The sequence below is a fragment of the Archangium sp. genome, from assembly GCF_036277355.1.
Lineage (GTDB): Bacteria > Myxococcota > Myxococcia > Myxococcales > Myxococcaceae > Archangium.
Genome location: NZ_DASUNC010000193.1, coordinates 40546 through 65015 on the forward strand (window position 1 = coordinate 40546; position 24470 = coordinate 65015).

Sequence of the window (24470 nt, forward strand, 5' to 3'; positions counted from 1 at the left end):
TCCCAGGTCGATATGAACGTGCGCGATGTGCAGCCCCCCGAGAGAACCACCGGAGCGAAGCCGGGCACGCGGCCGGGACGCGGAGCCTCGCCCCTGGTCCCGGTCTCCAGGGCCGCGGCGTTGCCCCTGTCCTCCGCTCAGCAGCGGTTGTGGTTCATCGAGCAGCTCGCGCCGGGGGGCTTCACGTACAACGTTCCCCTCGCCGCGCGGTTGAAGGGGCGGCTCGAGGTGGCGGCGCTGGAGCGGAGCCTGGAGGCGCTCGTCCGGCGGCACGAGGCCCTGCGGACGACGTTCACCCTGGAGGATGGACAGCCGGTCCAGCGGATCGGCCCGGAGCCGGAGCTCCCGCTGCCCGTGGAGAGCCTGGAGGGGCTGGCGGAGGGCGAGCGCACCGGGGCGGCCCTGCGGCTCGTGGAGGAGGAGGCCCGGCGTCCGTTCGAGCTGGAGAAGGGGCCGCTGTTCCGGGCCCGGCTGCTGCGGCTGGCGGCGGACGAGCACGTGTTGCTGCTGTCGCTGCACCACATCGTCTGCGATGGCTGGTCCCTGGAGGTGATGGAGCGGGAGCTGACGGCGCTGTACGCGGCGTACTCGCGGGGAGAGGCGCCCCGGCTGACGGCGCTGCCCGTGCAGTACCCGGACTACGCGGTGTGGCAGCGGGAGGGGTTGAAGGGCGAGGCGCTCGAGGCGCAGCTCGCGTGGTGGAAGGAGCAACTGGCCGGAGCTCCCCCCGTGTTGGAGCTGCCCACCGACAGGCCCAGGCCCGCGGTGCAGTCCTCGCGCGGGGCCGTGCTGCGGGTGGCGCTGCCTCCGGCGCTGTCCACGGCGGTGCGCGAGCGCAGCCGTCTGGAGGGGGTCACGCCCTTCATGACGCTGCTGGCGGGCTTCCAGGCCCTGCTGGCGCGCTACAGCGGACAGCCGGACGTCGTGGTGGGCACGCCCATCTCCGGGCGCAACCGGCGCGAGCTGGAGGGGCTGATCGGCTTCTTCGCCAACACGCTGCCCCTGCGGGTGGAGGCTCCGGGAGGGCTGGGCTTCCGGGAGCTGCTGAAGCGGGTGCGCGCGTCCTGCCTGGGGGCCTTCTCCCACCAGGAGGTGCCCTTCCAGCAGCTGGTGGACGCCGTGCAGCCGGTGAGGGACTCGAGCCGGACGCCCCTGTTCCAGGCCTCGTTCGTCCTCCAGGGGACCGCGCCCTTCGCCGCGCTGGAGCTCCCCGGGGTGGCCGTGGAGGAGCTCGTCTTCGAGCCCGGAGTGGCGAAGACGGATCTCACCCTCTTCCTGCGTGAGACTCCGCGGGGGCTGGTGGGCCTCTGGGAGTACAGCACCGCGCTCTTCGACGAGGCGACGGTGGCTCGCATGGCGGCGCACTACGCGCGGCTGCTGGAGGTGGCGCTCGCGCATCCGGAGCGGGCGCTGGCGGAGCTGCCGTTGCTATCGGAAGCCGAGCGGCACCAGGTGCTGGTGGAGTGGAACCCGGCACGGACGGAGTCCCCGCGCCCCGCCACCGTGCACGGGCTGTTCGAGGAGCACGCGGCGCGCCGGCCCGAGGCGGAGGCGGTGGAATACGAGGGCGAGCGGCTCACGTACGCGGAGCTGAACCGCCGGGCCAATCAGGTGGCCAGACATCTGCGGCGGCTGGGGGTGGGGGCGGGGACGCGGGTGGGGCTGTGCGCCGAGCGGTCGCTGGAGCTGATGGCGGCGATGCTGGGCATCCTGAAGGCGGGGGGCGCCTACGTGCCGTTGGATCCGTCGTATCCCGCGGAGCGGCTGGCGTTCATGGTGGAGGACACGGCGGTGCCGGTGGTGCTGGCGCAGCCGGAATACCTCTCGAGGTGGGCGGCCGTGAGCGCGACGGTGGTGCCGCTGGAGCGCTCCTGGGAGACGTTCGCGCACGAGGGCGGGGAGAACCTCGGGGAGACGGGCGGGCCGGAGGCGCTGGCGTATGTCATGTACACGTCGGGCTCGACGGGACGGCCCAAGGGCGTGTGCATTCCGCACCGGGGCATCGTCCGGCTGGTGCGTGACACCGTCCATGTGCGGCTGACGGAGGAGGAGCGGGTCGCGCAGGTGTGCAACACCGCGTTCGATGCGTCGACGCTGGAGCTGTGGGGCGCGCTGCTGAATGGCGGGTGTCTGGTGGGGACGCCCCGGGAGGTGGCGCTGTCCCCGCGGGCGCTCGCCACGTTCCTGCGGGAGAAGCGGATCAGCGTGACGGTGTTGCCCACGGCGCTGTTCCACCAGGTGGTGGCCGAGTGTCCGGATGCGTTCCACTCGCTGAAGTACATGGTGGCCGGAGGCGAGGCCCCGGATCCGAAGGCGATGCGGACGGTGCTGGAGCGGGGCGCGCCGCGCTCCCTGGTGAATGGCTACGGGCCGACGGAGAACTCGACGGCGTCCACGTTCTTCGTGGTGAAGGAGGTGCCGGAGGGGGCGGTGTCCGTGCCCATGGGGACGCCACCGGCGAACGCGGAAGCGTACGTGCTGGACGAGCGGATGCAGCCGGTGCCGGTGGGGGTGGCGGGAGAGCTGTACGTGGGGGGCGAGGGCCTGGCGCTGGGGTACCTGAACCGGCCGGAGCTGACGGCGGAGCGGTTCGTGGCCCACCCCTTCAGTGCGAGGCCGGGGGCGAGGCTCTACAAGACAGGAGACCTGGCGAGGTACCTGGCGGATGGGAACCTCGAGTTCCTGGGGCGGCGGGACGAGCAGGTGAAGGTGCGCGGGTTCCGCGTGGAGCTGGGGGAGATCGAGGCGGCGCTGGCGAAGCACCCGGACGTGGGCGAGGCGGTGGTGGTGGCGAGGGACGACGGCGCCAGCGGCAAGCGACTGGTGGCCTATGTGGTCCCCACTGCCGCCAGTATGCCTGGTGGCTCGAGTACGCCCACTGAGTCCACCTCCCCTCTCCCCCCGGGAGAGGGACGGGGTGAGGGTGCCACGGGCCCCGGGCTGAATCCCGAGTCTCTCCGGACCTGGCTCAAGCAGGCCCTCCCCGTGCACATGGTGCCCTCGGCCTTCGTGAGGCTGGAGGCGTTACCGCTCACCCCGAACGGCAAGGTGGACCGCAAGGCGCTGCCCGAGCCGGAGCCGGAAGGGCTGAGCACGGAGTACGTCGCGCCCCGGACGGCGCTGGAAGCACTCGTCGCGGAGCTCTGGGCCTCGTTGCTGGGCGTGCGGCGCGTGGGCGCACACGACCACTTCTTCGAGCTGGGCGGGCACTCGCTGCTGGCGACGCAAGTCGTCTCGCGCCTGCGGGAGGTGCTCCGGGTGGAGCTGCCCGTGCGTGCGCTCTTCGAGGCCCCGACGGTGGCGGAGCTCGCGCGGTGGCTCGAGTCGGCCGCCGAGCCGTCTCAGGGGCCACGGCCGCCACCGCTCGTGTCCCAGCCGGGCGGAGGAGTCCTGCCGCTGTCCTTCGCGCAGCAGGGACTCTGGTTCATCGAGCAGCTCGCGCCGGGAGGCTTCACGTACAACGTGCCGTACGTCACCCGGCTGCGAGGCCGGCTCGAGGTGTCCGCGCTGGAGCGGAGCCTGGGGGCGCTCCTCCAGCGGCACGAATCACTGCGGACGACGTTCACCCAGGTGGAGGGACAGCCGGTGCAGCGGATCGCGCCAGCGCTGGCGCTCTCGCTCCCGGTGGAGAGCGTGGAGTCCTTGCCGGAAGCGGAACGCACCGGAGCGGTCCAGCGGCGGGTGGAGGAGGAGTTCCGGCGCCCGTTCGATCTGGAGAAGGGACCGCTCGTCCGTGCGCTGCTGCTGCGCGTGGCGGCGGAGGAGCACGTGCTGGTGCTCGTGATGCACCACATCGTCTGTGACGGCTGGTCCGTGGGGGTGCTCGCGCGGGAGCTGGCGGCGCTGTACCAGGCGCTCTGCTCGGGGAGTGAGCCCTCGCTGCCGGAGCTGCCGGTGCGGTACGGGGATTACACCCGGTGGCAGCGGGAGTGGCTGAAGGGCGAGGCGCTGGAGTCCCTGCTGGGCTGGTGGAAGCAGCAGCTCGCCGGGGTGCCTCCCGTGCTGGAGCTGCCGACGGACAGGCCGAGGCCCCCGGTGCAGACCTTCCGGGGCGCCATGATTCTGGTGCGGCTGCCCGAGGCGCTCTCCAGGGCCCTCCGGGAGCTGAGCCGCCGGGAGGGCGTCACCCCCTTCATGACGTTGCTGGCGGGCTTCCAGGCCCTGCTGGCGCGCTACAGCGGGCAGACGGACATCGTGGTGGGCTCGCCCATGGCGGGGCGCACCCGGCACGAGCTGGAAGGGCTGGTGGGCCTCTTCGTCAATACGCTTCCCCTGCGGGTCCAGGTCCAGGGAGCGGCGAGCTTCCGGACGTTGCTCGGGCGCGTGCGCGAGGCCTGCCTGGGTGCCTATGCGCATCAGGAGCTGCCGGTGGAGCAGTTGAGCCACACCCTGCAGCCGGTGCGGGACCCGAGCCGCGCGCAGCTGTTCCAGGTGATGTTCTCGCAAATCGACCCGGCGCCCGCGCTGCCACTGCCCGGAGTGGTGTCGGAAGAGGTGGCCTTCGAGACGGGGCTGGCGAAGTTCGATCTCAACCTCTTCGTGAGGGAGACGGAGGAGGGCTGGGAGAGCTTGTGGGAGTACAACACCGGCCTGTACGACGAGGCGACGGTGGCGCGGATGGCGGCGCACTACACGCGGCTGCTGGAGGGCGCCGTGGCGCGGCCGGAGCAGGAGGTGTCCGCGCTGCCGCTGCTGGATGAGGAGGAGCGGCGGCTGCTGCTGGTGGAGTGGAACCAGACGCGGACGGAGTACCCGAGGCACGCCAGTGTCCACGCCCTGTTCGAGGAGCAGGCGGCGCGCCGGCCCGAGGCGATGGCGGTGGAGTACGAGGGGCAACGGCTCACGTACGCCGAGCTGAACGTACGGGCCAACCAGGTGGCGCGGACCCTGCGGGGGCTGGGGGTAGGGGCGGGGACGCCGGTGGGCCTGTGCGCGGGGCGCTCGGTGGAGCTGGTGGTGGCGACGCTCGGCATCCTGAAGGCGGGGGGCGCCTACGTGCCGGTGGATCCGTCGTACCCGCCGGAGCGGCTGGCGTTCATGTTGGAGGACACGGCGGTGCCGGTGGTGCTGGCGCAGCCGGAGCTGGCCTCGGAGCTGCCCGCGGGCGGCGCCTTCGTGCTGGAGCTGTCGCCGGAGGCCTTCGCGCACGAGAGCGGGGAGAACCTCGAGGAGACGGTGGGGCCCGAGTCGCTGGCGTACGTCATGTACACGTCGGGCTCGACGGGGCGGCCCAAGGGCGTGTGCATTCCGCACCGGGGCATCGTCCGGCTGGTGCGTGACACCCACTTCGTGCGGTTCACGGGAGAGGACCGCGTCGCACTGCTGTCCAACACCTCGTTCGACGCGTCGACGCTGGAGCTGTGGGGTGCGCTGCTGAATGGAGGGGGCCTGGTGGGAGTGCCGCGGGAAGTGGCGCTGGCCCCGAGGGCGCTGGCCGCGTTCCTGCGCGAGCAGCGGGTGAGCGCGATGTTCCTGACGACGTCGCTCTTCAACCAGGTGGCGGCCGAGTGCCCGGACGCGTTCCGCACGGTGCGGCAGGTGTTGTTCGGGGGCGAGGCGGCGGACCCGAGGTGGGTGAGGGCGGTGCTGGAGCAGGGCGTGGCCGGGACGCTGGTGAACGGGTACGGGCCGACGGAGGTGACCACCTTCACCTGCTGCTACGTGATGACGGAGCCGGGGCAGGTGCGGAACCCGATGCCGATCGGAAGGCCGATCTCCAACACGGTGGTGTACGTGCTGGACGAGCGGATGCAGCCGGTGCCGGTGGGGGTGGTGGGAGAGCTGTACGCGGGAGGAGACGGGCTGGCGCTGGGGTACCTGAACCGGCCGGAGCTGACGGCCGAGCGGTTCGTGCCGCACCCCTTCAGCGAGGACCCTCGGGCGCGGCTGTACAAGACGGGAGACCGGGTCCGGTACCTGGCGGACGGGAGGCTCGAGTACCTGGGACGCGGGGACGCCCAGGTGAAGGTGCGTGGCTTCCGCATCGAGCTGGGAGAGGTGGAGGCGGCACTCGCGAAGCACCCGGGGGTGGGCGAGGTCGCGGTGGTCGTGAGGGACGATGGACCCAGCGGCAAGCACCTGGTGGCCTACGTGGTCCCAATCTCCCCTCTCCCCCCGGGAGAGGGACGGGGTGAGGGTGCCACGGGCCCCGGGTTGAAACCCGAGGAACTCCGCACCTGGCTGAAGCAGACGCTGCCCGAGTACATGGTGCCATCGGCCTTCGTGCGGCTGGAGCGCCTGCCGCTGACGCCGAACGGGAAGCTGGATCGAGATGCCCTCCCCGCGCCGGAGGCGGAGGGGACGGAGCGTGAGGAGTACGTGGCGCCGCGGACGCGGATGGAGCAGCGGGTCGCGGACATCTGGGCGCCGCTGCTGAAACAGCCGCGCGTAGGGGCACGGGACGACTTCTTCGAGCTGGGCGGGCACTCGCTGCTGGCGGCGCAGGTGGCCACGCGGTTGCGCGAGGAGCTCCAGCGGGAGTTCCCCATCCTGATGCTCTTCGAGGCGCCCACGGTGGAGGCGCTGGCGGCGCGGCTCGAGTTGCTCCCGGGAGGAACGGAGGAGGCCGGGGTTCCCCCGCTGGTGCCCGTGCCGCGAGAGGGCGAGCTGCCGCTGTCCTTCGCGCAGCAGCGCTTGTGGTTCATCGAGCAGATGGAGCCGGGAGGGTTCACGTACAACGTTCCCTACGCCGTGCGGCTGCGAGGCCGGCTCGAGGTGGCCGCATTGGAGCGGAGCCTCGCGGAGGTCATCCGGCGGCACGAGACGCTGCGGACGACATTCCTGCTGGTGGATGGACGGCCGGTGCAGCACATCGCGCCGGAGCTGGCGCTGCCGTTGACGGTGGAGGACCTGGAGGGACAGGCGGCGGACGCGGCCAAGCGGCGGGTGGAGCAGGAGGCGCGCCGCCCGTTCGACCTGGGGACGGGTCCGCTGGTGCGCGTGAAGCTGCTGCGCACGGCGGCGGAGGAGCACGTGCTGGTGCTCGTGATGCACCACATCGCGTGCGATCTCTGGTCGCTGGGCGTGCTGTCGCGCGAGCTGGAGACGCTGTACGCGGCGTTCCGCGCGGGGACGGAGCCCGCGTTGCCGGCGCTGCCGGTGCAGTACGCGGACTACGCGGCGTGGCAGCGGGAGTGGCTGAAGAGCGAGGTGCTGGAGGAGCAGCTCGCGTGGTGGAAACAGCGGCTGGCGGGAGCGCCTCCGGTGCTGGAGCTGCCGGCGGACAGGCCGAGGCCGCCCGTGCAGACCTTCCGTGGGGCGCACCTGACCGTGCCGCTCCCGGCGGGCCTGGCCGGTTCGGTGAAGGCGCTGCTGAGCCACGAGGAGGGCGTCACGCCGTTCATGGCGTTCCTGACGGGCTTCCAGGCGCTGCTGACGCGCTACAGCGGGCAGACGGACCTGGTGGTGGGCACGCCCATCTCCGGGCGCAACCGGCGCGAGGTGGAGGGGCTGATCGGCTTCTTCCTCAACACGCTGGCGCTGCGGGTGGATGGCTCGGGGGACGTGAGCTTCCGGGAGCTGCTGGGCCGGGTACGGGAGTCGTGCCTGGGCGCCTATGCGCACCAGGACGTGCCCTTCGAGCAACTGGTGGATGCGCTCCAGCCCGCCCGGGATCTGAGCCGGTCGCCGCTCTTCCAGGTGATGTTCGTCTACCAGACCGAGCTGACTGCGATGGCGCTCCCCGGGGTGTCCGCGAGCGAGCTCGCCTTCCAGCCGGGGATGGCGAAGTTCGATCTCACGCTGTTCGTGAGGGAGACGCCGGAAGGGCTGGTGAGCCTCTGGGAATACAACACCGGCCTCTACGACGAGGCGACGGTGGCGCGGATGGCGGCGCACTACACGCGGCTGCTGGAGGGGGCCGTGGCCGAGCCGGAGCGGAAGGTGTCGGGGCTGCCGTTGATGGACGAGGCGGAGCGGCGGCGGGTGGTGGTGGAGTTCAACGACACGAAGGTGCTGTACGCCCCGGCCAACGGGGTGCACGAGCTGTTCGAGGCGTGGGCGGACCGGACGCCGGAAGCGGTGGCGGTGAGCTTCGGGGACGAGCGGCTCACCTACGGAGCGCTGAACCGGAAGGCCAATCGGCTGGCGCACCACCTGAGGGGCCTGGGAGTGGGGCCGGACGTACCGGTGGGCCTGTGCGTCAGGCGCTCGATGGACCTGGCGGTGGGGGTGCTGGGGATTCTCAAGGCGGGTGGCGCCTACGTTCCGCTGGACCCGGCCTATCCGGCCGAGCGCCTGGCGATGATGCTCGGGGCGTCCCGGGCGCCGGTGCTGCTCACGCAGAAGCAATGGGGGGACACGCTGCCGGCCGGTGAGGCGACGCGGCTGTACCTGGACGCGGACGAGGGGGCCTGGGCGGGGTGCGCGGAGGGCAACCCGGAGACGGTGTCGGGGCCGGAGTCACTGGCCTACGTCATCTACACTTCGGGCTCGACGGGAGTGCCCAAGGGCGTGGCGATGCACCACCGGCCGCTGCTCAACCTGATTCGCTGGCAGGTGGAGCGCTCGGCGGAGAAGCCCCGGACGCTGCAGTTCTCGGCGCTGAGCTTCGATGTGAGCTTCCAGGAGCTGTTCTCCACGTGGGGGGCGGGTGGAGAGCTGGTGCTCATCCCCGAGGCGCTGAGGCTGGAGCCGAGGGCGCTGCTGGAGAGGATGGACCGCGTCGGCGTGGAGCGGTTGTTCCTGCCCTTCGTGGCGCTGCAGAACCTGGCGGAGGAGGCGGATCGGGGAGGCCTGGCGCCGAGGGCGTTGAAGGAAGTCATCACGGCGGGAGAGCAGCTGAGGGTGACGCCCGCGCTGCGCCGGCTGATGAAGAGGCTGGGAGGGGTGCTGGAGAACCAGTACGGCCCGACGGAGACGCACGTGGCGACGGCGTACCGGCTGGAGGGAGATCCGGAGCGGTGGCCGGAGGTCCCGAGCATTGGCAGGCCGATAGCCAACACGAGCGTGCACCTGCTGGATGCGAAGGGAGAGCCGGTGCCGGTGGGAGTGGTGGGGGAGCTGTACATCGGAGGGGCGGCGGTGGCGCGGGGCTACCTGCACCGGCCGGAGCTGACGGAGGAGCGATTCCTCCCGGACGAGTCCAAGACGAAGCCGGGAGCGAGGCTGTACCGGACGGGGGACTACGCGAGGTATCAGGAGGACGGAAACCTCGAGTTCCTGGGGCGGAGGGACGCGCAGGTGAAGGTGCGCGGCTTCCGCATCGAGCTGGCGGAGGTGGAGTCGGCGCTCGCCAGACACCCAGCGGTGAAGGACGTAGTGGTGGTGGCGAGGGAAGACGGCACTGGCATCAGGAAACTGGTGGCCTACGTGGTCCCCACATCCCCCACCGTTCCCACATTCCCCACTGCGCCCATATCCCCTCGCCCTCCGGGAGAGGGACGGGGTGAGGGTGCCACGGGCCCCGGGTTGAAGCCCGAGTCTCTCCGTCTCTGGCTGAAGGAGCGGCTACCCGAGTACATGGTGCCGTCCGTCTTCATGACACTGGAGTCCTTCCCACTGACGCCGAGTGGGAAGGTGGACCGCCGGGCGTTGCCGGAGCCGGAGGAGGAAGGCACCGGACACGAAGCCTACGTCGCGCCCGGGACGAAGCTGGAGCAGGTGGTGGCGGACATCTGGGCGCCGCTGCTGGGCGTGCGTCGAGTGGGCGCACACGACAACTTCTTCGAGCTGGGCGGGCACTCGCTGCTGGCGATGCGGGTGATGTCGCGCCTGCGCGAGGCGCTGAAGGGAGACGTCCCGGTGCGGGTGCTCTTCGAGGCGCCGACGGTGGCGGAGCTCGCGAGGCGGCTCGAGTCGATGTCGGAGGACTCGCGGGAGTCCCGGCTTCCGCCGCTGGTTCCCGTGCCGAGGGAGGGGGCGCTGCCGCTGTCCTTCGCGCAGCAGCGGTTGTGGTTCTTCGATCGCCTCCATCCGCGGAGTGCGCTCTACAACCTCGCCCTGGTGCTGCGTCTGGACGGGGAGCTCGACGTGGCGGCGCTGGAGCGGAGCTTCCAGGCGTTGGTGTACCGGCACGAGTCGCTGAGGACGACGTTCCAACAAGGTGAACACGGCGGAGTCCACCAGGTCATCTCCGGGCCAGCGGCGCTGCCCCTGGCGGTGGTGGATCTGCGCGAGTTGGCGGAAGGGACGCGGGAGCAGGAGGCGAGGCGGCTGGCCACGGAGGAGGTGCTGCGGCCCTTCGAGCTGGGGAAGGGGCCGCTCCTGCGGGTGAGCCTGTTGCGGACGGGCGAGGCGGAGCACGTGCTCGTCCTGACGATGCACCACATCCTGTCGGACGGGTGGTCGATGGGGGTGCTCGCCCGGGAGGTGAAGGCCCTGTACGAGGCGTTGCTGGCGGGGAGGGAGCCCGTGCTGGAGGCCTTGCCCATCCAGTACGCGGACTACGCGGCGTGGCAGCAGAGCTGGCTCCGGGGCGAGGTGCTGGAGTCACAGCTCGCCTGGTGGAGCAAGCAGCTGGAAGGCGCACCACCGGCCCTGGAGTTGCCGACGGATCGCCCGAGACCGGCGGTGCAGAGCTACCGCGGCGCGCTCCACTCCGTGCACCTGCCGCTGGCGCTGACCGAGGCGCTGCGCGAGCTCGGCCAGAAGGAGGGCGTGACGCTCTTCATGACGTTGCTGGCGGGCTTCCAGGCGCTGCTGCACCGGTACTCGGGACAGGAGGACATCAGCGTGGGCTCGCCCATCGCGGGCCGGAACCGGGCCGAGCTGGAGGGGCTGATCGGCTTCTTCGTCAACGCCCTGGTGATGCGGGCGAAGGTGAGGGGAGAGACGTCCTTCCGGGAGCTGCTGCACCAGGTGAAGGAGGTGGCGCTGGGGGCCTATGCCCACGAGGAGGTGCCGTTCGAGAAGCTGGTGGAGGCGCTGAATCCCGCGCGTGACACCAGCCGCGCGCCGCTCTTCCAGGTGGCGTTCGCGCTGCAGAACGCGCCGTCGCCGGAGCTGAAGCTGCCGGGCATCGAATCCCGGCCGGTGGAGCTGACGGGCCAGGCCTCGAAGAACGACCTGACGTTGTCGTTGAGGGAGACCGGGGCGGGTCTGGAGGGCGTCATCGAGTACAGCACCGATCTGTTCGATGCCTCCACCATGGCCCGGATGTTCGGGCACCTGCGGACGCTGTTGGAGGGCGTGGTGGGGGACCCCGGACGGCGGGTGGGAGAGCTGCCACTGCTGGGAGAAGAGGAGCGGCGCCAGCTCCTGGTGGAGTGGAACCAGACGCGGACGGAGTACCCGCGCCAGGCCACGGTGCACGGGCTGTTCGAGGAGCAGGCGGCACGCCGGCCCGAGGCGGTGGCGATGGAGTACGGGGAGCAGCGGCTCACGTACGGGGAGCTGAACCGGCGGGCGAACCAGGTGGCGAGGGCCCTGCGGGGCCTGGGCGTGGGGGAGGGGACGCGGGTGGGCCTGTGCGCGGGACGCTCGGCGGAGCTGGTGGCGGCGATGCTCGGCGTGCTGAAGGCGGGGGGCGCCTACGTGCCGTTGGATCCCTCGTATCCGGCGGAGCGGCTGGCTTTGATGTTGGAGGACGCGGCGGTGCCGGTGGTGCTGGCCGCGCCGGAGCAGGCCTCGGAGCTGCCGGCGGGGGGCGCCTTCGTGCTGGAGCTGACCTGGGAGTCCTTCGCGCACGAGAGCGGGGAGGACCTCGAGGAGACGGGCGGGCCGGAGTCGCTGGCGTACGTCATGTACACGTCGGGCTCGACGGGAAGGCCCAAGGGCGTGTGCATTCCGCACCGGGGCATCGTCCGGCTGGTGCGCGACACCGACTTCTTCCAGGTGACGGCGGAGGACCGCTTCACGCAGATGGCCAACACCTCGTTCGACTCGTCGAACCTCGAGCTGTGGGGCGCACTGCTCAACGGGGCGAGTCTGGTGGGCGTGCCCCGGGAGGTGGCGCTGTCTCCGAAGGCGCTGGCCGCGTTCGTGCGCGAGCAGCAGGTGAGCGCGATGGTCTTCACGACGCCGTTCTTCAACCAGGTGGCGGCCGAGTGCCCGGACGCGTTCCAGACGGTGCGGTACGTGATGTTCGGCGGCGAGGCGGCGGACCCGGTGCGGCTGCGCGAGGTGCTGCGGCGGGGTGGAAACCCGAAGCTGCTGAACCTGTACGGGCCCACCGAGAACACGACGAACACGACGTGGCACGAGGTGCGGGAGGTGCCGGAGGGGGCGGTGTCGGTGCCCATCGGCCGGCCGGTGGCGAACACGGACGTGTACGTGCTGGACGAGCGGATGCAGCCGGTGCCGGTGGGAGTCCCGGGAGAGCTGTACACGGGCGGAGACGGGCTGGCGCTCGGGTACCTGAACCGGCCGGAGCTGACGGCGGAGAAGTTCGTCGCGCACCCGTTCAGCACGGAGCCGGGAGCGAAGCTCTACAAGACGGGAGACCTGGTGAAGTACCTGCCGGACGGGAGGCTCGAGTTCCTGGGCCGGCGGGACGGACAGGTGAAGGTGCGAGGCTTCCGCATCGAGCTGGGCGAGATCGAAGCGGTGCTGGCGAGACACCCGGGGGTGAGCGCGGGTGTGGTCCTGGCCAGGGAGGATGGCCCGAGTGGCAGGTGGCTGGTGGCCTACGTGGTCCCCAATACCCCTCTCCCTCCGGGAGAGGGACGGGGTGAGGGTATCTCGGGCCCCGAGCTCAAATCCGAGGAGCTGCGGACCTGGTTGAAGCAGCTCCTCCCGGAGCACATGGTGCCCGCGGTCATCGTGTTGCAGGAATCCCTGCCGCTGACACCCAACGGCAAGGTGGACCGCAAGGCGCTGCCCGCGCCGGATTCGCAGCGGGCGGGGTTCGGTGCCTCCTATGTCGCTCCCGAGAGCGGGCTCGAGCAGTCGCTCGCGGCCATCTGGGCGGAGGTGCTCCAGTTGGAGCGGGTGGGCGCGGACGACAACTTCTTCGACGTGGGTGGCAACTCGCTGCTGCTGCAGGCCGTGCACATGAAGGTGGAGGCCCTGGTGGGCCGCACGTTGCCCATGGTGGAGCTGTTCCAGTTCTCCACGGTGCGCACGCTCGCCGCGCAACTGGCGGGGAAGCTCGGGGACGGTCGCGAGCCGGCTGTGCCGAAGCGGACGAGCTGCCTCGTGCGGCTCCAGGAGGGCTCGCCCGGGCCGGCGCTCTTCTTCCCGCACGCGATGGGGGGACGCACGCTCTTCTACCGGGAGCTGGCGCGGCGCATCGCTCCGCACCTGCCGGCCTACGGCTTCGACGCGCCGGGGTTGGAGGCGGGAGGACTGGAGCCCACCACCATCGAGGAGATGGCCGCGCACTACCTCGAGCTCCTGCGCGCCGTGCAGCCCACGGGGCCATACCTGCTCGTGGGGGCGTCCTTCGGCGGGGTGATTGCGTACGAGATGGGCCGCCGTCTGTCCGCCGAGGGCCATGCGGTGCCGCTGTGCGCGCTGCTCGACTCGCCCGGCCCGGAGCACTTCCCGCCACCACCCGAGGATGACGCCGAGCTCCTGGCGGGCATGGTGGCCTCCTGGGTGGACCTCCCGGCCGGAGCGCTGCGCGGACTGCCAGCCGAGGCACAGCTCCAGAAGGTGCTCGACGAGGCGGCCCGGAGGGGCATCGAGCCTCCCTTCCCGGACGTCGAGCGGGGCCTCCGCTTCCTCCGGGTGTGGAGGAGCCATGCGGAAGCCCTGCACCGTTACACCGCCCCGCGCTGGGAGGGAGGAGCGCTGCGGTTCTTCCGGGCCGCCGAGCTCCAGCCGGGGAGGCCGGAGCGGATGGAGTCGGGCTGGACGGACCGGTGCCCGGAGGTGCACGTCGAGGTCGTCCCGGGAGACCACGACAGCATGTTGCTCCCGCCCCATGTGGACGTCCTGGCGGCGCGGATCCGGGCGTGCCTGGAGCGGGCCCGGGCCGAATCACTGTCTTGGATGAATGAAAGGTCGGGTGGGCAATGCTGAACGCTGTCACGACGTTCGCGAGGAATCTCAAGAAGGCGCTGCTGGCGGATCCCAAGCGCTTCTATACGGTCGACACGGGGGCCTGGGTCACGGGTCTTCCCAAGTCGGATGAGATCCAGGTCACCACGGGCCGTGAGCCCTTGTGGCTCAACCTCGGCTATTGGCGCGAGGTGGAGCGCGTCGACGAGAACAACTACGAGCGCGTGGGCGAGCTGTTCAAGGCCGCCCAGGCACAGATGGCCCACCTGCTCGCGAAGACGGCGCGCCTGGGGCAGGGCGACGTGGTGCTGGACTGTGGCTTTGGCTATGCGGATCAGGATCTCCTCTGGGCCGAGGAGTACCGCCCCGCGCGCATCCACGGGTTGAACGTCACGCCCAATCAGGTCCGGATTGGCCGGGAGCGTGTCCGGCTCACGGGGCTCGAGAAGGTGGTTCAGTTGGACGAGGGCTCCGCGACCGAGCTTCCTTTTGGCCCGGGCGAGTTCGACGTCGTCTTCGCGCTCGAGTCCGCCATGCATTTCAACACGCGGCGCGATTTCCTGCGCGAGGCGTTCCGGGTACTTCGTCCGGGGGGCCGTCTGGTCATGGCGGACATGTGCCAGAAGACGGATCGGGAAGCGGGCGCCGGACTGCGCCGCCGCCTGCGCCATCGCTACTGGCGGGGCCTGATTGCCTTTCCGGAGGCCAACGTCTGGACGGTCCAGCGGTATGCCACGGAGCTGAAGTCGGTGGGCTTCCAGAAGGCCCGGCTCGAATCCATCGCGGCGGATGTCTATGGGCCGGTGAATACCGCGTTCACGGCCCTGCGCATGGTGACGGCGGCGAGCCGGCAACCCGGCTCGGTCAGCCCGGAGCGCATCCGCGCGCAGGTCCGCGAGGTCCGGGAGCTGGAGCCCGAGCAGTACCAGCACCTCGCCCAGTTCAACTGCGATGACTACGTCATCGCCTCCGCCGAGAAGCCCTGAGGCCCCACCATGAGCACCCCTTCTCCCAGCACGCAGATGGAACAGAGACTCGCCGGATACTGGAGTGAATTGCTGGGCCTCCAGGAGATCGGCCGGGGAGACCATTTCATCTCGCTCGGTGGCAACTCCCTGCTCGCGACGATGCTGGCCAACCGCATCGAGGAGGAGCTGGGCATCCGTCCGATGATGGGAGAGCTGTTCAACACCCTGGAGGAGGTGGCCACGCTCTGTGAGCAGTTGCTGCGGGAGCAGGCGGAGGCGGGGCGATGAGCTACGCGCTGTCTCATCTCCAGGCCCTGGAGGCCGAGTCCATCTTCATCCTGCGGGAAGTGGTGGCCGAGTTCTCGCGGCCCGTCCTCCTGTTCTCCGGTGGCAAGGATTCCGCCGTGATGCTGTGGCTGGCGGAGAAGGCCTTCGCGCCCGCGCCGCTGCCCTTTCCGTTGATGCACGTGGACACGGGGCACAACTTCCCCGAGGTGCTCGAGTACCGGGACGAGCGCGTGGCCGCCCTGGGCGCCCGCCTGGTGGTGGCCTCGGTGCAGGAGTTCATCGACTCGGGCCGGGTGGTGGAGGAGAAGGGCCCGCGCGCCTCGCGCAACCGGCTGCAGACGGCGCCGCTGCTCGACGCCATCGAGAAGCACCAGTTCGACGCCGTCTTCGGTGGCGCCCGCCGCGACGAGGAGAAGGCCCGCGCCAAGGAGCGTGTCTTCTCCTTCCGCGACGAGTTCGGCCAGTGGGACCCGAAGAACCAGCGGCCCGAGCTGTGGAGCCTCTACAACGGCCGCCACCGCCGCGGGGAGCACATCCGCGTCTTCCCCCTGTCCAACTGGACCGAGATGGACATCTGGCAATACATCCACCAGGAGCGCATTCCCCTGCCGTCCATCTACTTCAGCCACCGGCGCGAGGTGTTCCTCCGCGACGGCATGTGGATGGCGTGCTCGCCCTATCTGCCGCTGCTGCCGGGTGAGCGGGCGGCGACAGCCCAGGTGCGCTTCCGCACCGTGGGCGACATGACGTGCACCGCCTGTGTCGAGTCCACCGCTTCCACGGTGGAGCAGGTCATCCAGGAGGTCGCCGCCTCCCGGGTGACCGAGCGGGGGGCGAGCCGGGCCGACGACAAGTTCAGCGAGACGGCCATGGAAGACCGCAAACGCGAGGGGTATTTCTAGATGGAACTGCTCAGGTTCGCCACGGCTGGCTCGGTGGATGATGGGAAGAGCACCCTCATTGGCCGGTTGCTGTACGACACGAAATCCATCTTCGAGGATCAGCTCACCTCCGTGGAGCGCACCAGCAAGGCGCGCGGGGACGAGTACGTCAACCTCGCCCTCCTCATGGATGGCCTGCGCGCCGAGCGGGAGCAGGGCATCACCATCGACGTGGCCTACCGCTACTTCGCCACGCCCCGGCGCAAGTTCATCATCGCGGACACCCCCGGCCATCTCCAATACACGCGCAACATGGTGACGGGGGCCTCCACCGCGGACCTCGCGCTCATCCTCGTGGACGCGCGCAAGGGCATTCTCGAGCAGACGCGGCGCCACGCCTTCATCGCCTCGCTGCTGCGCGTGCCCCACGTGGTGTTGTGCGTCAACAAGATTGACCTGGTGGGCTACGACGAGGCCGTCTTCGAGTCCATCAAGGCCGGGTTCCGCGAGTTCTCCATGAAGCTGGAGCTCACGGACCTCACCTTCATCCCCATCTCCGCGCTCAACGGCGACAACGTGGTGACGCGCTCGGAGAAGATGCCCTGGTACCAGGGCCCCGTGCTGCTGCACCACCTGGAGAACGTGCACATCGCCTCGGATCGCAACCTCATCCAGGTGCGCTTCCCCGTGCAGTACGTGTCCCGTCCCATCTCCCGGAAGCTCCACGACTACCGGGCCTATTCCGGGCAGGTGGTGGGCGGTGTGCTGCGGCCGGGCGATGAGGTGGTGGTGTTGCCCTCGGGCTTCACCTCGCGCATCCGCGCCATCGAGCTGGCCGGCACGCCCGTGGAGGAGGCCTTCCCTCCCATGTCCGTCAACCTCTCGCTGACGGAGGAGCTCGACATCAGCCGGGGAGACATGTTGTGCCGGCCGGGCAACCCGCCCACCGTCTCGCAGGACATCGACGCCATGGTGTGCTGGATGGTGGAGCAGCCGCTGCGGCCCGGCGCCAGGCTGGCCATCAAGCACACCACGCGCTCGGCCCGGGCGCTGGTCAAGGACATCCAGTACCGGATCGACGTGAACACGCTCCACCGGGAGGGGGAGCGCAAGTCCCTCGAGCTGAACGAGATCGGCCGGGTGTCCTTGCGCACCACCGTGCCGCTCTTCTTCGACGAGTACCGGCGCAACCGCCACACCGGCAGCTTCATCCTCATCGACGAGGGGACGAACGCCACCGTGGCCGCCGGAATGATCAACGGTCCAGCGACGCAGACCTCGGGTGCACATCCGTGAGCCAGTCCACTTCAGACGCAGCGTTCCCCCGGGGTTTCATTGTCTGGTTCACCGGCATGTCCGGTGCGGGCAAGAGCACCCTCTCCCAGGCCGTCCGCAACCAGTTGCAGTCCACCCGCTCCGTGGAGGTGCTGGACGGGGATGAGGTCCGGACCTTCCTGTCGCGAGGGCTGGGTTTCACGAAGCCCGACCGCGAGGAGAACATCCGGCGCATCGGCTACGTGGCCCGGGTGTTGGCCAGACACCGGGTGGCCGTCATCTCCGCGGCCATTTCGCCCTACCGTGAGTCGCGCGACGAGGTGCGGCGGTTGGCCTCGGACGCGGGAATCCCTTTCATCGAGGTGTATGCGCAGGCGAGCCTGGACGCGCTCGTCCAGCGGGACGTGAAGGGGCTCTACAAGAAGGCCCTGGCCGGGGAGATTCCTCATTTCACCGGCATCTCCGACCCGTATGAGCCTCCCGAGTCGCCCGAGGTGACGGTCCGTACCGACTCGGAGACGGTGGATGCGGGAGTGGAGCGCATCCTCGCCGCGCTGCGGGCGCGGGGGCTCATCGCCTGAGCCAGCCGAAGCAGGTCCGTTCAGGGCAGGGGTTCCGGCGCTCCGTGCTCCTTTCCACCACTCCGTCCAGGACACGAGAATCTTCATGAGCGCACAAGAGGAGAAGCCGGTGGGCCGGCGGGGTCGCGGTCTGCCCTCCATGGCGAAGGCAGAGCGGCTGGGGGAGTTGCCGCTGTCCTTCGCGCAGCAACGGCTGTGGTTCCTGGAGCAGCTCGCACCGGGAGGGTACGCGTACAACGTCCCGCTCGCCGCGAAGCTGAAGGGGCACCTGGACGTGGCCGCGTTGGAGCGGAGTCTGGTGGCGCTCGTCGGGCGGCACGAGGCGTTGCGGACGACGTTCGGTCTGGAGCGTGGACGGCCGGTCCAGCGGATCGCGCCGGAGCCGGAGCTCGCGCTACCGGTGGAGAGCCTGGAGGCGCTGCCCGAGGGAGAGCGCGCCGGGACGGCCCGGAGGAGGGTGGAGGAGGAGGCCCGGCGCCCGTTCGAGCTGGAGAAGGGGCCGCTCCTGCGGGCGAAGCTGCTGCGGCTGGCGGCGGACGAGCACGTGCTGGTGCTGACGCTGCACCACATCGTCTGTGATGGTTGGTCGCTGGGGGTGATGGAGCGGGAGCTGACGGAGCTGTACCGGGCCCACTCGCGAGGAGAGCCGCCGGCGTTGCCGTCCCTGCCGGTGCAGTACCCGGACTATGCAGTGTGGCAGCGGGAGTGGCTGAAGGGCGAGGTGCTGGAGGAGCAGCTCGCGTGGTGGAAGCGGGAGCTGGAGGGAGCGCCGCCGGTGCTGGAGTTGCCGGCGGACAGGCCCAGGCCCGCGGTGCGGTCCTCGCGCGGGGCGGTGCGGAGGGTGGAGCTGCCCCCGGCGCTGTCCGGAGCGGTGCGGGAGGTGAGCCGCCGGGAGGGGGTCACGCCGTTCATGACGTTGCTGGCGGGCTTCCAGGCCCTGCTGGCGCGCTACAGCGGACAGCGGGACATCGTGGTGGGGACGCCGATCTCCGGGCGCAACCGGCGCGAGGTGGAGGGGCTGGTGGGCTTCTTCGCCAACACGCTGGCGCTGAGGGTGGAGGCCCCGGGCGAGGTGAGCTTCCGGGAGTTGTTGAAGCGGGTGCGGGAGGCGTGTCTGGGGGCCTATGCCCACCAGGACGTGCCCTTCGAGCGGTTGGTGGACGCCCTTCAGCCGGTGCGGGATTTGAGCCGCACGCCGCTCTTCCAGGCCTCGTTCGTGCTCCAGGGCGCCGCGCCCTTCGCCGCGCTCGAGTTGCCCGGCGTGGCCGTGGAGGAGCTCGACTTCGAGCCCGGCGTGGCCAGGTTCGACCTCACGCTGTTCATGCGGGAGACGGCGGCGGGGTGGGTGGGGTTGTGGGAATACGACGGCGAGCTGTTCGACGAGGCGACGGTGGCGCGGATGGCGGCGCACTACGCTCGGCTGCTGGAGGGAGCGCTCGCGGACCCGGAGCGGACGCTGGCGGCGCTGCCGATGTTGTCGGAAGCGGAGCGGCGCCAGGTGCTGGTGGAGTGGAACCCGACGCGCACGGAGTACCCGCGGGAGGCGTGCCTCCATGAGCTGTTCGAGGCGCATGTGGCGCGCCAGCCCGAGGCGCTGGCGGTGGAGTACGAGGGCGAGCGGCTGACGTACGCGGAGTTGAACCGCCGGGCCAACCAGCTGGCGAGACACCTGCGGCGGCTGGGCGTGGGGGCGGGGACGCGGGTGGGGCTGTGTGCCAGCCGCTCGCTGGAGCTGGTGGCGGCGATGCTCGGCATCTTGAAGGCGGGCGGAGCCTATGTGCCGCTCGACGCGTCGTACCCGCGGGAGCGCCTGGCGTTCATGGGGGAGGACGCGGCGCTGCCCGTGGTGCTGACGCAGCCGGAGCTGGTGTCGAAGCTGCCACCCTTGAGCGCGAAGGTGGTGCCGCTGGAGCCCCGGTGGGACGCCTTCGCGAGCGAGAGCGGGGAGGACCCTGGCGAGCGGAGCGGGCCGGAGGCGATGGCGTACGTCATGTACACGTCGGGCTCGACGGGCCGGCCCAAGGGCGTGTGCATCCCTCACCGGGGCATTGTCCGGCTGGTGTGCGGCACCGGGTATGTCCGGCTGACGGAGGCGGAGCGGGTCACGCAGCTGAGCAACACCTCGTTCGACGGGTCCACCTTCGAGCTGTGGGTGGCGCTCCTCAGCGGCGGGTGCGTGGTGGGTGTCCCCCGGGAGACGGCGCTGTCCCCGAGGGCGCTGGCCGCGTTCCTCCGGGAGCAGCGGATCAGCACGGCATTCCTGCCCACGGCGCTGTTCAACCAGACGGTGGCCGAGTGCCCGGAGGCCTTCCAGACGGTGAAGTACGTGATGTTCGGGGGCGAGGCGGCGGACGTGAAGTCGCTGAGGCGGGTCCTGGAGCGGGGCGCGCCGAGGCACCTGGTGAATGGCTATGGGCCGACGGAGAACACGACGCTCTCGACCTTCCACGAGGTGAGGGAGGTGCCGGAGGGGGCGGTGTCGGTGCCCATTGGCAGGCCGTTGGCGAACTCGGAAGCCTATGTGCTGGACGCGTGGAGACAGCCGGTGCCGGTGGGGGTGGCCGGAGAGCTGTACGTGGGGGGAGACGGGCTGGCGCTCGGGTACCTGAACCGGCCGGAGCTGACGGCGGAGAAGTTCGTGCCGCACCCGTTCAGCACGGAGCCGGGAGCGAAGCTGTACCGGACGGGAGACCTGGTGAAGTACCTGCCGGACGGGAGGCTCGAGTACCTGGGCCGGCGGGACGAGCAGGTGAAGGTGCGAGGCTTCCGCATCGAGCTGGGGGAGGTGGAAGCGGTGCTGGCGAAGCACCCGGGAGTGCGCGAGGTGGCCGTGGTGGCGAGGGACGCGAGCCCCAGCGGCAAGCACCTGGTTGCGTATGTGGTCACTTCCCCTCTCCCCTCGGGAGAGGGACGGGGTGAGGGTGCCACGGGTCCCGGGTTCAAACCCGAGGAGCTTCGGACCTGGCTCAAGCAGACATTGCCCGAGCACATGGTGCCGTCGGCCTTCGTGCGGCTGGAGGCGCTGCCGCTGACACCCAACGGCAAGGTGGATCGCAAGGCGCTGCCCGCGCCGGAGGCGGAGGGGACCGAGCGCGAGGGGTACGTGGCGCCCCGGACACCCATGGAGCAACTGGTGGCGGACGTCTGGGCGCCGCTGTTGGGGTTGGCACGCGTGGGGGCGCGGGACCACTTCTTCGGGCTGGGCGGGCACTCGCTGCTGGCCACGCAGGTGGTGTCGCGCCTGCGGGAGGTGCTCCACCGGGAGCTGCCGGTGCGGGTGCTCTTCGAGTCGCCCACGGTGGAGGAGCTCGCGCGGCGGCTCGAGGCGCCGGCGGAGGGGACGCGGGCATTCCGGCCTCCCCCCTTGCTTCCCATGCCCGGGGACGGAGTGCCGCCGCTGTCCTTCGCGCAGCAGCGGCTGTGGTTCCTGGACCGGTTGGAGCCGGACAGCCCGCTCTACAACGTCTTCCTGGCGCTTCGGCTGGAGGGGGCGCTCGACACGGCGGTACTGGAGCGGAGCTTCCACGCGCTCCTCCAGCGGCACGAGTCGCTGCGGACGGTGTTCCCGCAGGGGGAGCGAGGGCCCTTCCAGGCCATTTCCGCCCGGGGAGAGCTCCCGCTGGAGGTGGTGGATCTGCGCGAGCTGCCCGGGGACGCGCGTGAGGCGGAGGCGTTGCGGCGGGCGGGTGAGGAGGTCCGGCGGCCGTTCGCGCTGGCGGCGGGGCCCCTCCTGCGGGTGGCGCTGCTGAGGCTCGGAGAGGCGGAGCACGTGCTGGTGCTGGTGGTGCACCACATCGTGTCGGATGGCTGGTCGCTGGAGGTGCTCGTCCGGGAGCTGAAGGCGCTGTACGAGGCCTTCCTGGCGGGCGGCGAGTCCCCGCTGGCCGGGCTGCCCATCCAATACGCCGACTACGCGCGGTGGCAGCGGGAGTGGCTGCGGGGCGAGGTGCTGGAAGCGCAGCTCGCCTGGTGGCGCGAGCAACTCCGGGGCGCGCCGCCCGCGTTGGAGCTGCCCACGGACAAGCCGCGGCCGCCGGTGCAGTCCTACCGGGGCGCGTGGCACCGGATCCACCTGCCCCTGGCGCTGACCGAGGGGTTGCGCGAGCTGAGCCGGCGCGAGGGGGTGACGCTCTTCATGACGCTGCTGGCGGGCTGGCAGATCCTCCTGCACCGCTACTCGGGGCAGGAGGACGTGTGCGTGGGCTCGCCCATCGCCGGCCGAGGCCATGCCGGGTTGGAGGGGCTGATCGGCTTCTTCGTCAACATGCTGGTGATGCGGGCGCGGGTGAGGGGAGAGGAGCCCTTCCGCGTGTTGCTGGGGCGGGTGAGGGAGACGGCGCTGGGGGCGTACGAGCACCAGGACGTGCCCTTCGAGATGTTGGTGGACGCGCTGAAGCCCACCCGCGACACGAGCCGCGCGCCGCTGTTCCAGGTGGCGTTCGCCCTGAATCACGCCGCGCCGCAACTGGCGCTGCCGGGGGTGGTGTCGCGGCCGGTGGAGCTCCACAGCCAGACGGCCAAGAACGATCTGCTGCTGGCGCTGACGGAGACGGAGGAGGGACTCGAGGGAGGCCTCGAGTACAACACGGCGCTGTTCGAGGCCTCCACCCTCGCGCGGATGGCCGGGCACCTGAGGACGCTGCTGGAGGGCGTGGTGGCGGACGCCGGACAGCGCGTCTCCGAGCTGCCGCTGATGGGCGAGGCCGAGCGGGCCCAGGTGCTGGTGGAGTGGAACGGACGCCGGGCGGGCTACCCCCAGGACACGTGTTCCCATCACCTCATCGAGGAGCGGGTGGCGCTCACGCCGGACGCGGTGGCCGTGGCCTTCGAGGACAGCCAGCTCACGTACCGGGAGCTCAACCAGCGGGCCAACCAGCTCGCCCACCGCTTGCGGAGCCTGGGCGTGGGGCCGGAGGCGCGGGTGGGCGTGTGCCTGGAGCGCTCCCTGGAGATGGTGGTGGCCCTGCTCGGCGTGCTCAAGGCCGGAGGCGCCTATGTGGCGTTGGATGCCTCCTACCCCTCGGAGCGCCTGGCCTTCATGATGGACGAGGCCCGCATGCCGGTGTTGGTGACCTCGCGGGCCCTGGCGGACGGGTTGCCCTCGCGGGGCGAGCGGCGGGTGCTGCTGGACGCGGAGGCCGGGGTGCTGGCGCTCCAGCCGGAGGACAATCCGGCGCCGGACGTGGGGGTGGACCACCTGGCCTACGTCATCTTCACCTCGGGCAGTACGGGCAGGCCCAAGGGGACGCTGCTGACCCACCGGGGCCTGTGCAACACGGTGCTGGCGGCGGTGGAAACGCGCGGGCTGCACGCGGGCAGCCGGGTGCTGCAGTACGGGGCGCTCGGCTTCGACGTCTCGGTGACGGACATCTTCCCCACGCTGGTGGTGGGTGGGTGCGTGGTGATGGCGCCGCGGGAGTCGCTCCTGCCGGGCGCGCCGCTGGACGCGCTGCTGAAGAAGCAGCGGGTGACGCTGTGGGCGATGACCCCCTCGGTGCTGGCGCAGCAGGAGGGGGAGTACCCGGCGCTCGAGACCGTGGTCTCCGGGGGCGAGGCGTGCACCCCGGAGCAGGTGGCGAAGTGGCGGCCGGGACGGCGCTTCATCAACGAGTATGGCCCGACGGAGGTGACGGTCTGCGCCACCTCCAACGCGGACGTGGACGCCTCGAGGCCGACGCTCGGGCGGCCGCTGCCCGAGGTGCGGGTGTACGTGCTGGACAGGTGGTTGCGGCCCGTGCCGGTGGGCGTGACGGGGGAGTTGTACGTGGGAGGCCCGGGGGTCGCGCGGGGCTACCTGGAGCGGCCGGAGCTGACGGCCGAGCGCTTCCTCCCGGATCCCTTCAATGGAGCGCCGGGCGCCCGGATGTACCGGACGGGAGACCTGGGCCGGTGGTTGTCCGGAGGCTCGCTGGAGTTCCTGGGCCGCTCCGACGCGCAGGTGAAGCTCCGGGGCTTCCGCATCGAGTTGGGAGAGGTGGAGTCGGCGCTGGTGGGCCACGCGGAGGTGAAGGAAGCGGTGGTGGTGGCACGCGAGGACGTGCCGGGCGGCAAGCGGCTGGTGGCGTACGTGGTGCCCGTGTCACCTCGGCCTCCGGCGGGGAGCACGGCCCTGCGGACCTGGCTGAAGCAGACCCTCCCGGAGCACATGGTGCCCTCCGCCTTCGTGTTCCTGGAGGCATTGCCGCTCACGCCCCATGGGAAGGTGGACCGCGCGGCGTTGCCCATGCCGGACATGCACCGGCCCGTCTCCGGTGACTCCTATGTCGCTCCGGAAGCGGGGCTCGAGCAGTCGCTCGCGGCCATCTGGGCCGAGGTGCTCCGGCTGGATCGCGTGGGCGCGGACGACAACTTCTTCGATCTCGGCGGCAACTCGCTCCTGCTCCAGGCGGTGCACGTGAAGGCCGAGGCGTGGGTGGGCCACCGCTTCCCCCTGGTGGAGCTCTTCCAGTTCCCCACGGTGCGTGCGTTGGCCGCGCGGCTCGCACGCGGAGAGGGGACGGCCGCCGCCGGGGGGCCGGCTTCCGGAAATGGCAACCGCCGGGATGGACAGCGGCGCCTGGCGCAACAGCGGCGCGAACGGCCGGGCTCGAACTGAG

7 protein-coding genes are annotated in these 24470 nt (G+C 70.9%); all 7 read left to right on the top strand.

What is annotated here, in order from left to right; all coding sequences use genetic code 11:
- Nucleotides 1-12 precede the first annotated feature (12 nt).
- The gene (locus VFZ09_RS47150; protein WP_329734406.1) at nucleotides 13-13902 is read left to right on the top strand and encodes a non-ribosomal peptide synthase/polyketide synthase; all 13890 of its coding nucleotides are present in this window, start codon (nucleotides 13-15) and stop codon (nucleotides 13900-13902) included.
- Nucleotides 13896-14867, top strand: coding sequence for an SAM-dependent methyltransferase (locus tag VFZ09_RS47155; protein WP_329734407.1), 972 nt, complete (start codon nucleotides 13896-13898; stop codon nucleotides 14865-14867). The genes VFZ09_RS47150 and VFZ09_RS47155 overlap by 7 nt, the downstream gene beginning before the upstream one ends.
- Nucleotides 14868-14876: 9 nt before the next feature.
- A complete protein-coding gene (locus tag VFZ09_RS47160) occupies nucleotides 14877-15137 on the top strand; it encodes a phosphopantetheine-binding protein (protein WP_329734408.1) in 261 nt (86 codons plus the stop codon).
- On the top strand, nucleotides 15134-16039 hold the full coding sequence (cysD, locus tag VFZ09_RS47165) for a sulfate adenylyltransferase subunit CysD (protein ID WP_329734409.1): 906 nt from the start codon (nucleotides 15134-15136) through the stop codon (nucleotides 16037-16039). Before VFZ09_RS47160 ends, cysD begins: the two co-directional genes overlap by 4 nt.
- The gene (locus tag VFZ09_RS47170; RefSeq protein WP_329734410.1) at nucleotides 16040-17314 is read left to right on the top strand and encodes a sulfate adenylyltransferase subunit 1; all 1275 of its coding nucleotides are present in this window, start codon (nucleotides 16040-16042) and stop codon (nucleotides 17312-17314) included.
- Entirely contained in the window at nucleotides 17311-17874 is a 564-nt protein-coding gene (gene cysC / locus VFZ09_RS47175; RefSeq protein ID WP_329734411.1) for an adenylyl-sulfate kinase, read from the top strand. The genes VFZ09_RS47170 and cysC overlap by 4 nt, the downstream gene beginning before the upstream one ends.
- Nucleotides 17875-17959: 85 nt before the next feature.
- Nucleotides 17960-24469: a non-ribosomal peptide synthetase gene (locus tag VFZ09_RS47180; RefSeq protein WP_329734412.1), complete on the top strand. Its 6510-nt coding sequence runs from the start codon at nucleotides 17960-17962 to the stop codon at nucleotides 24467-24469.
- Nucleotide 24470 lies beyond the last annotated feature (1 nt).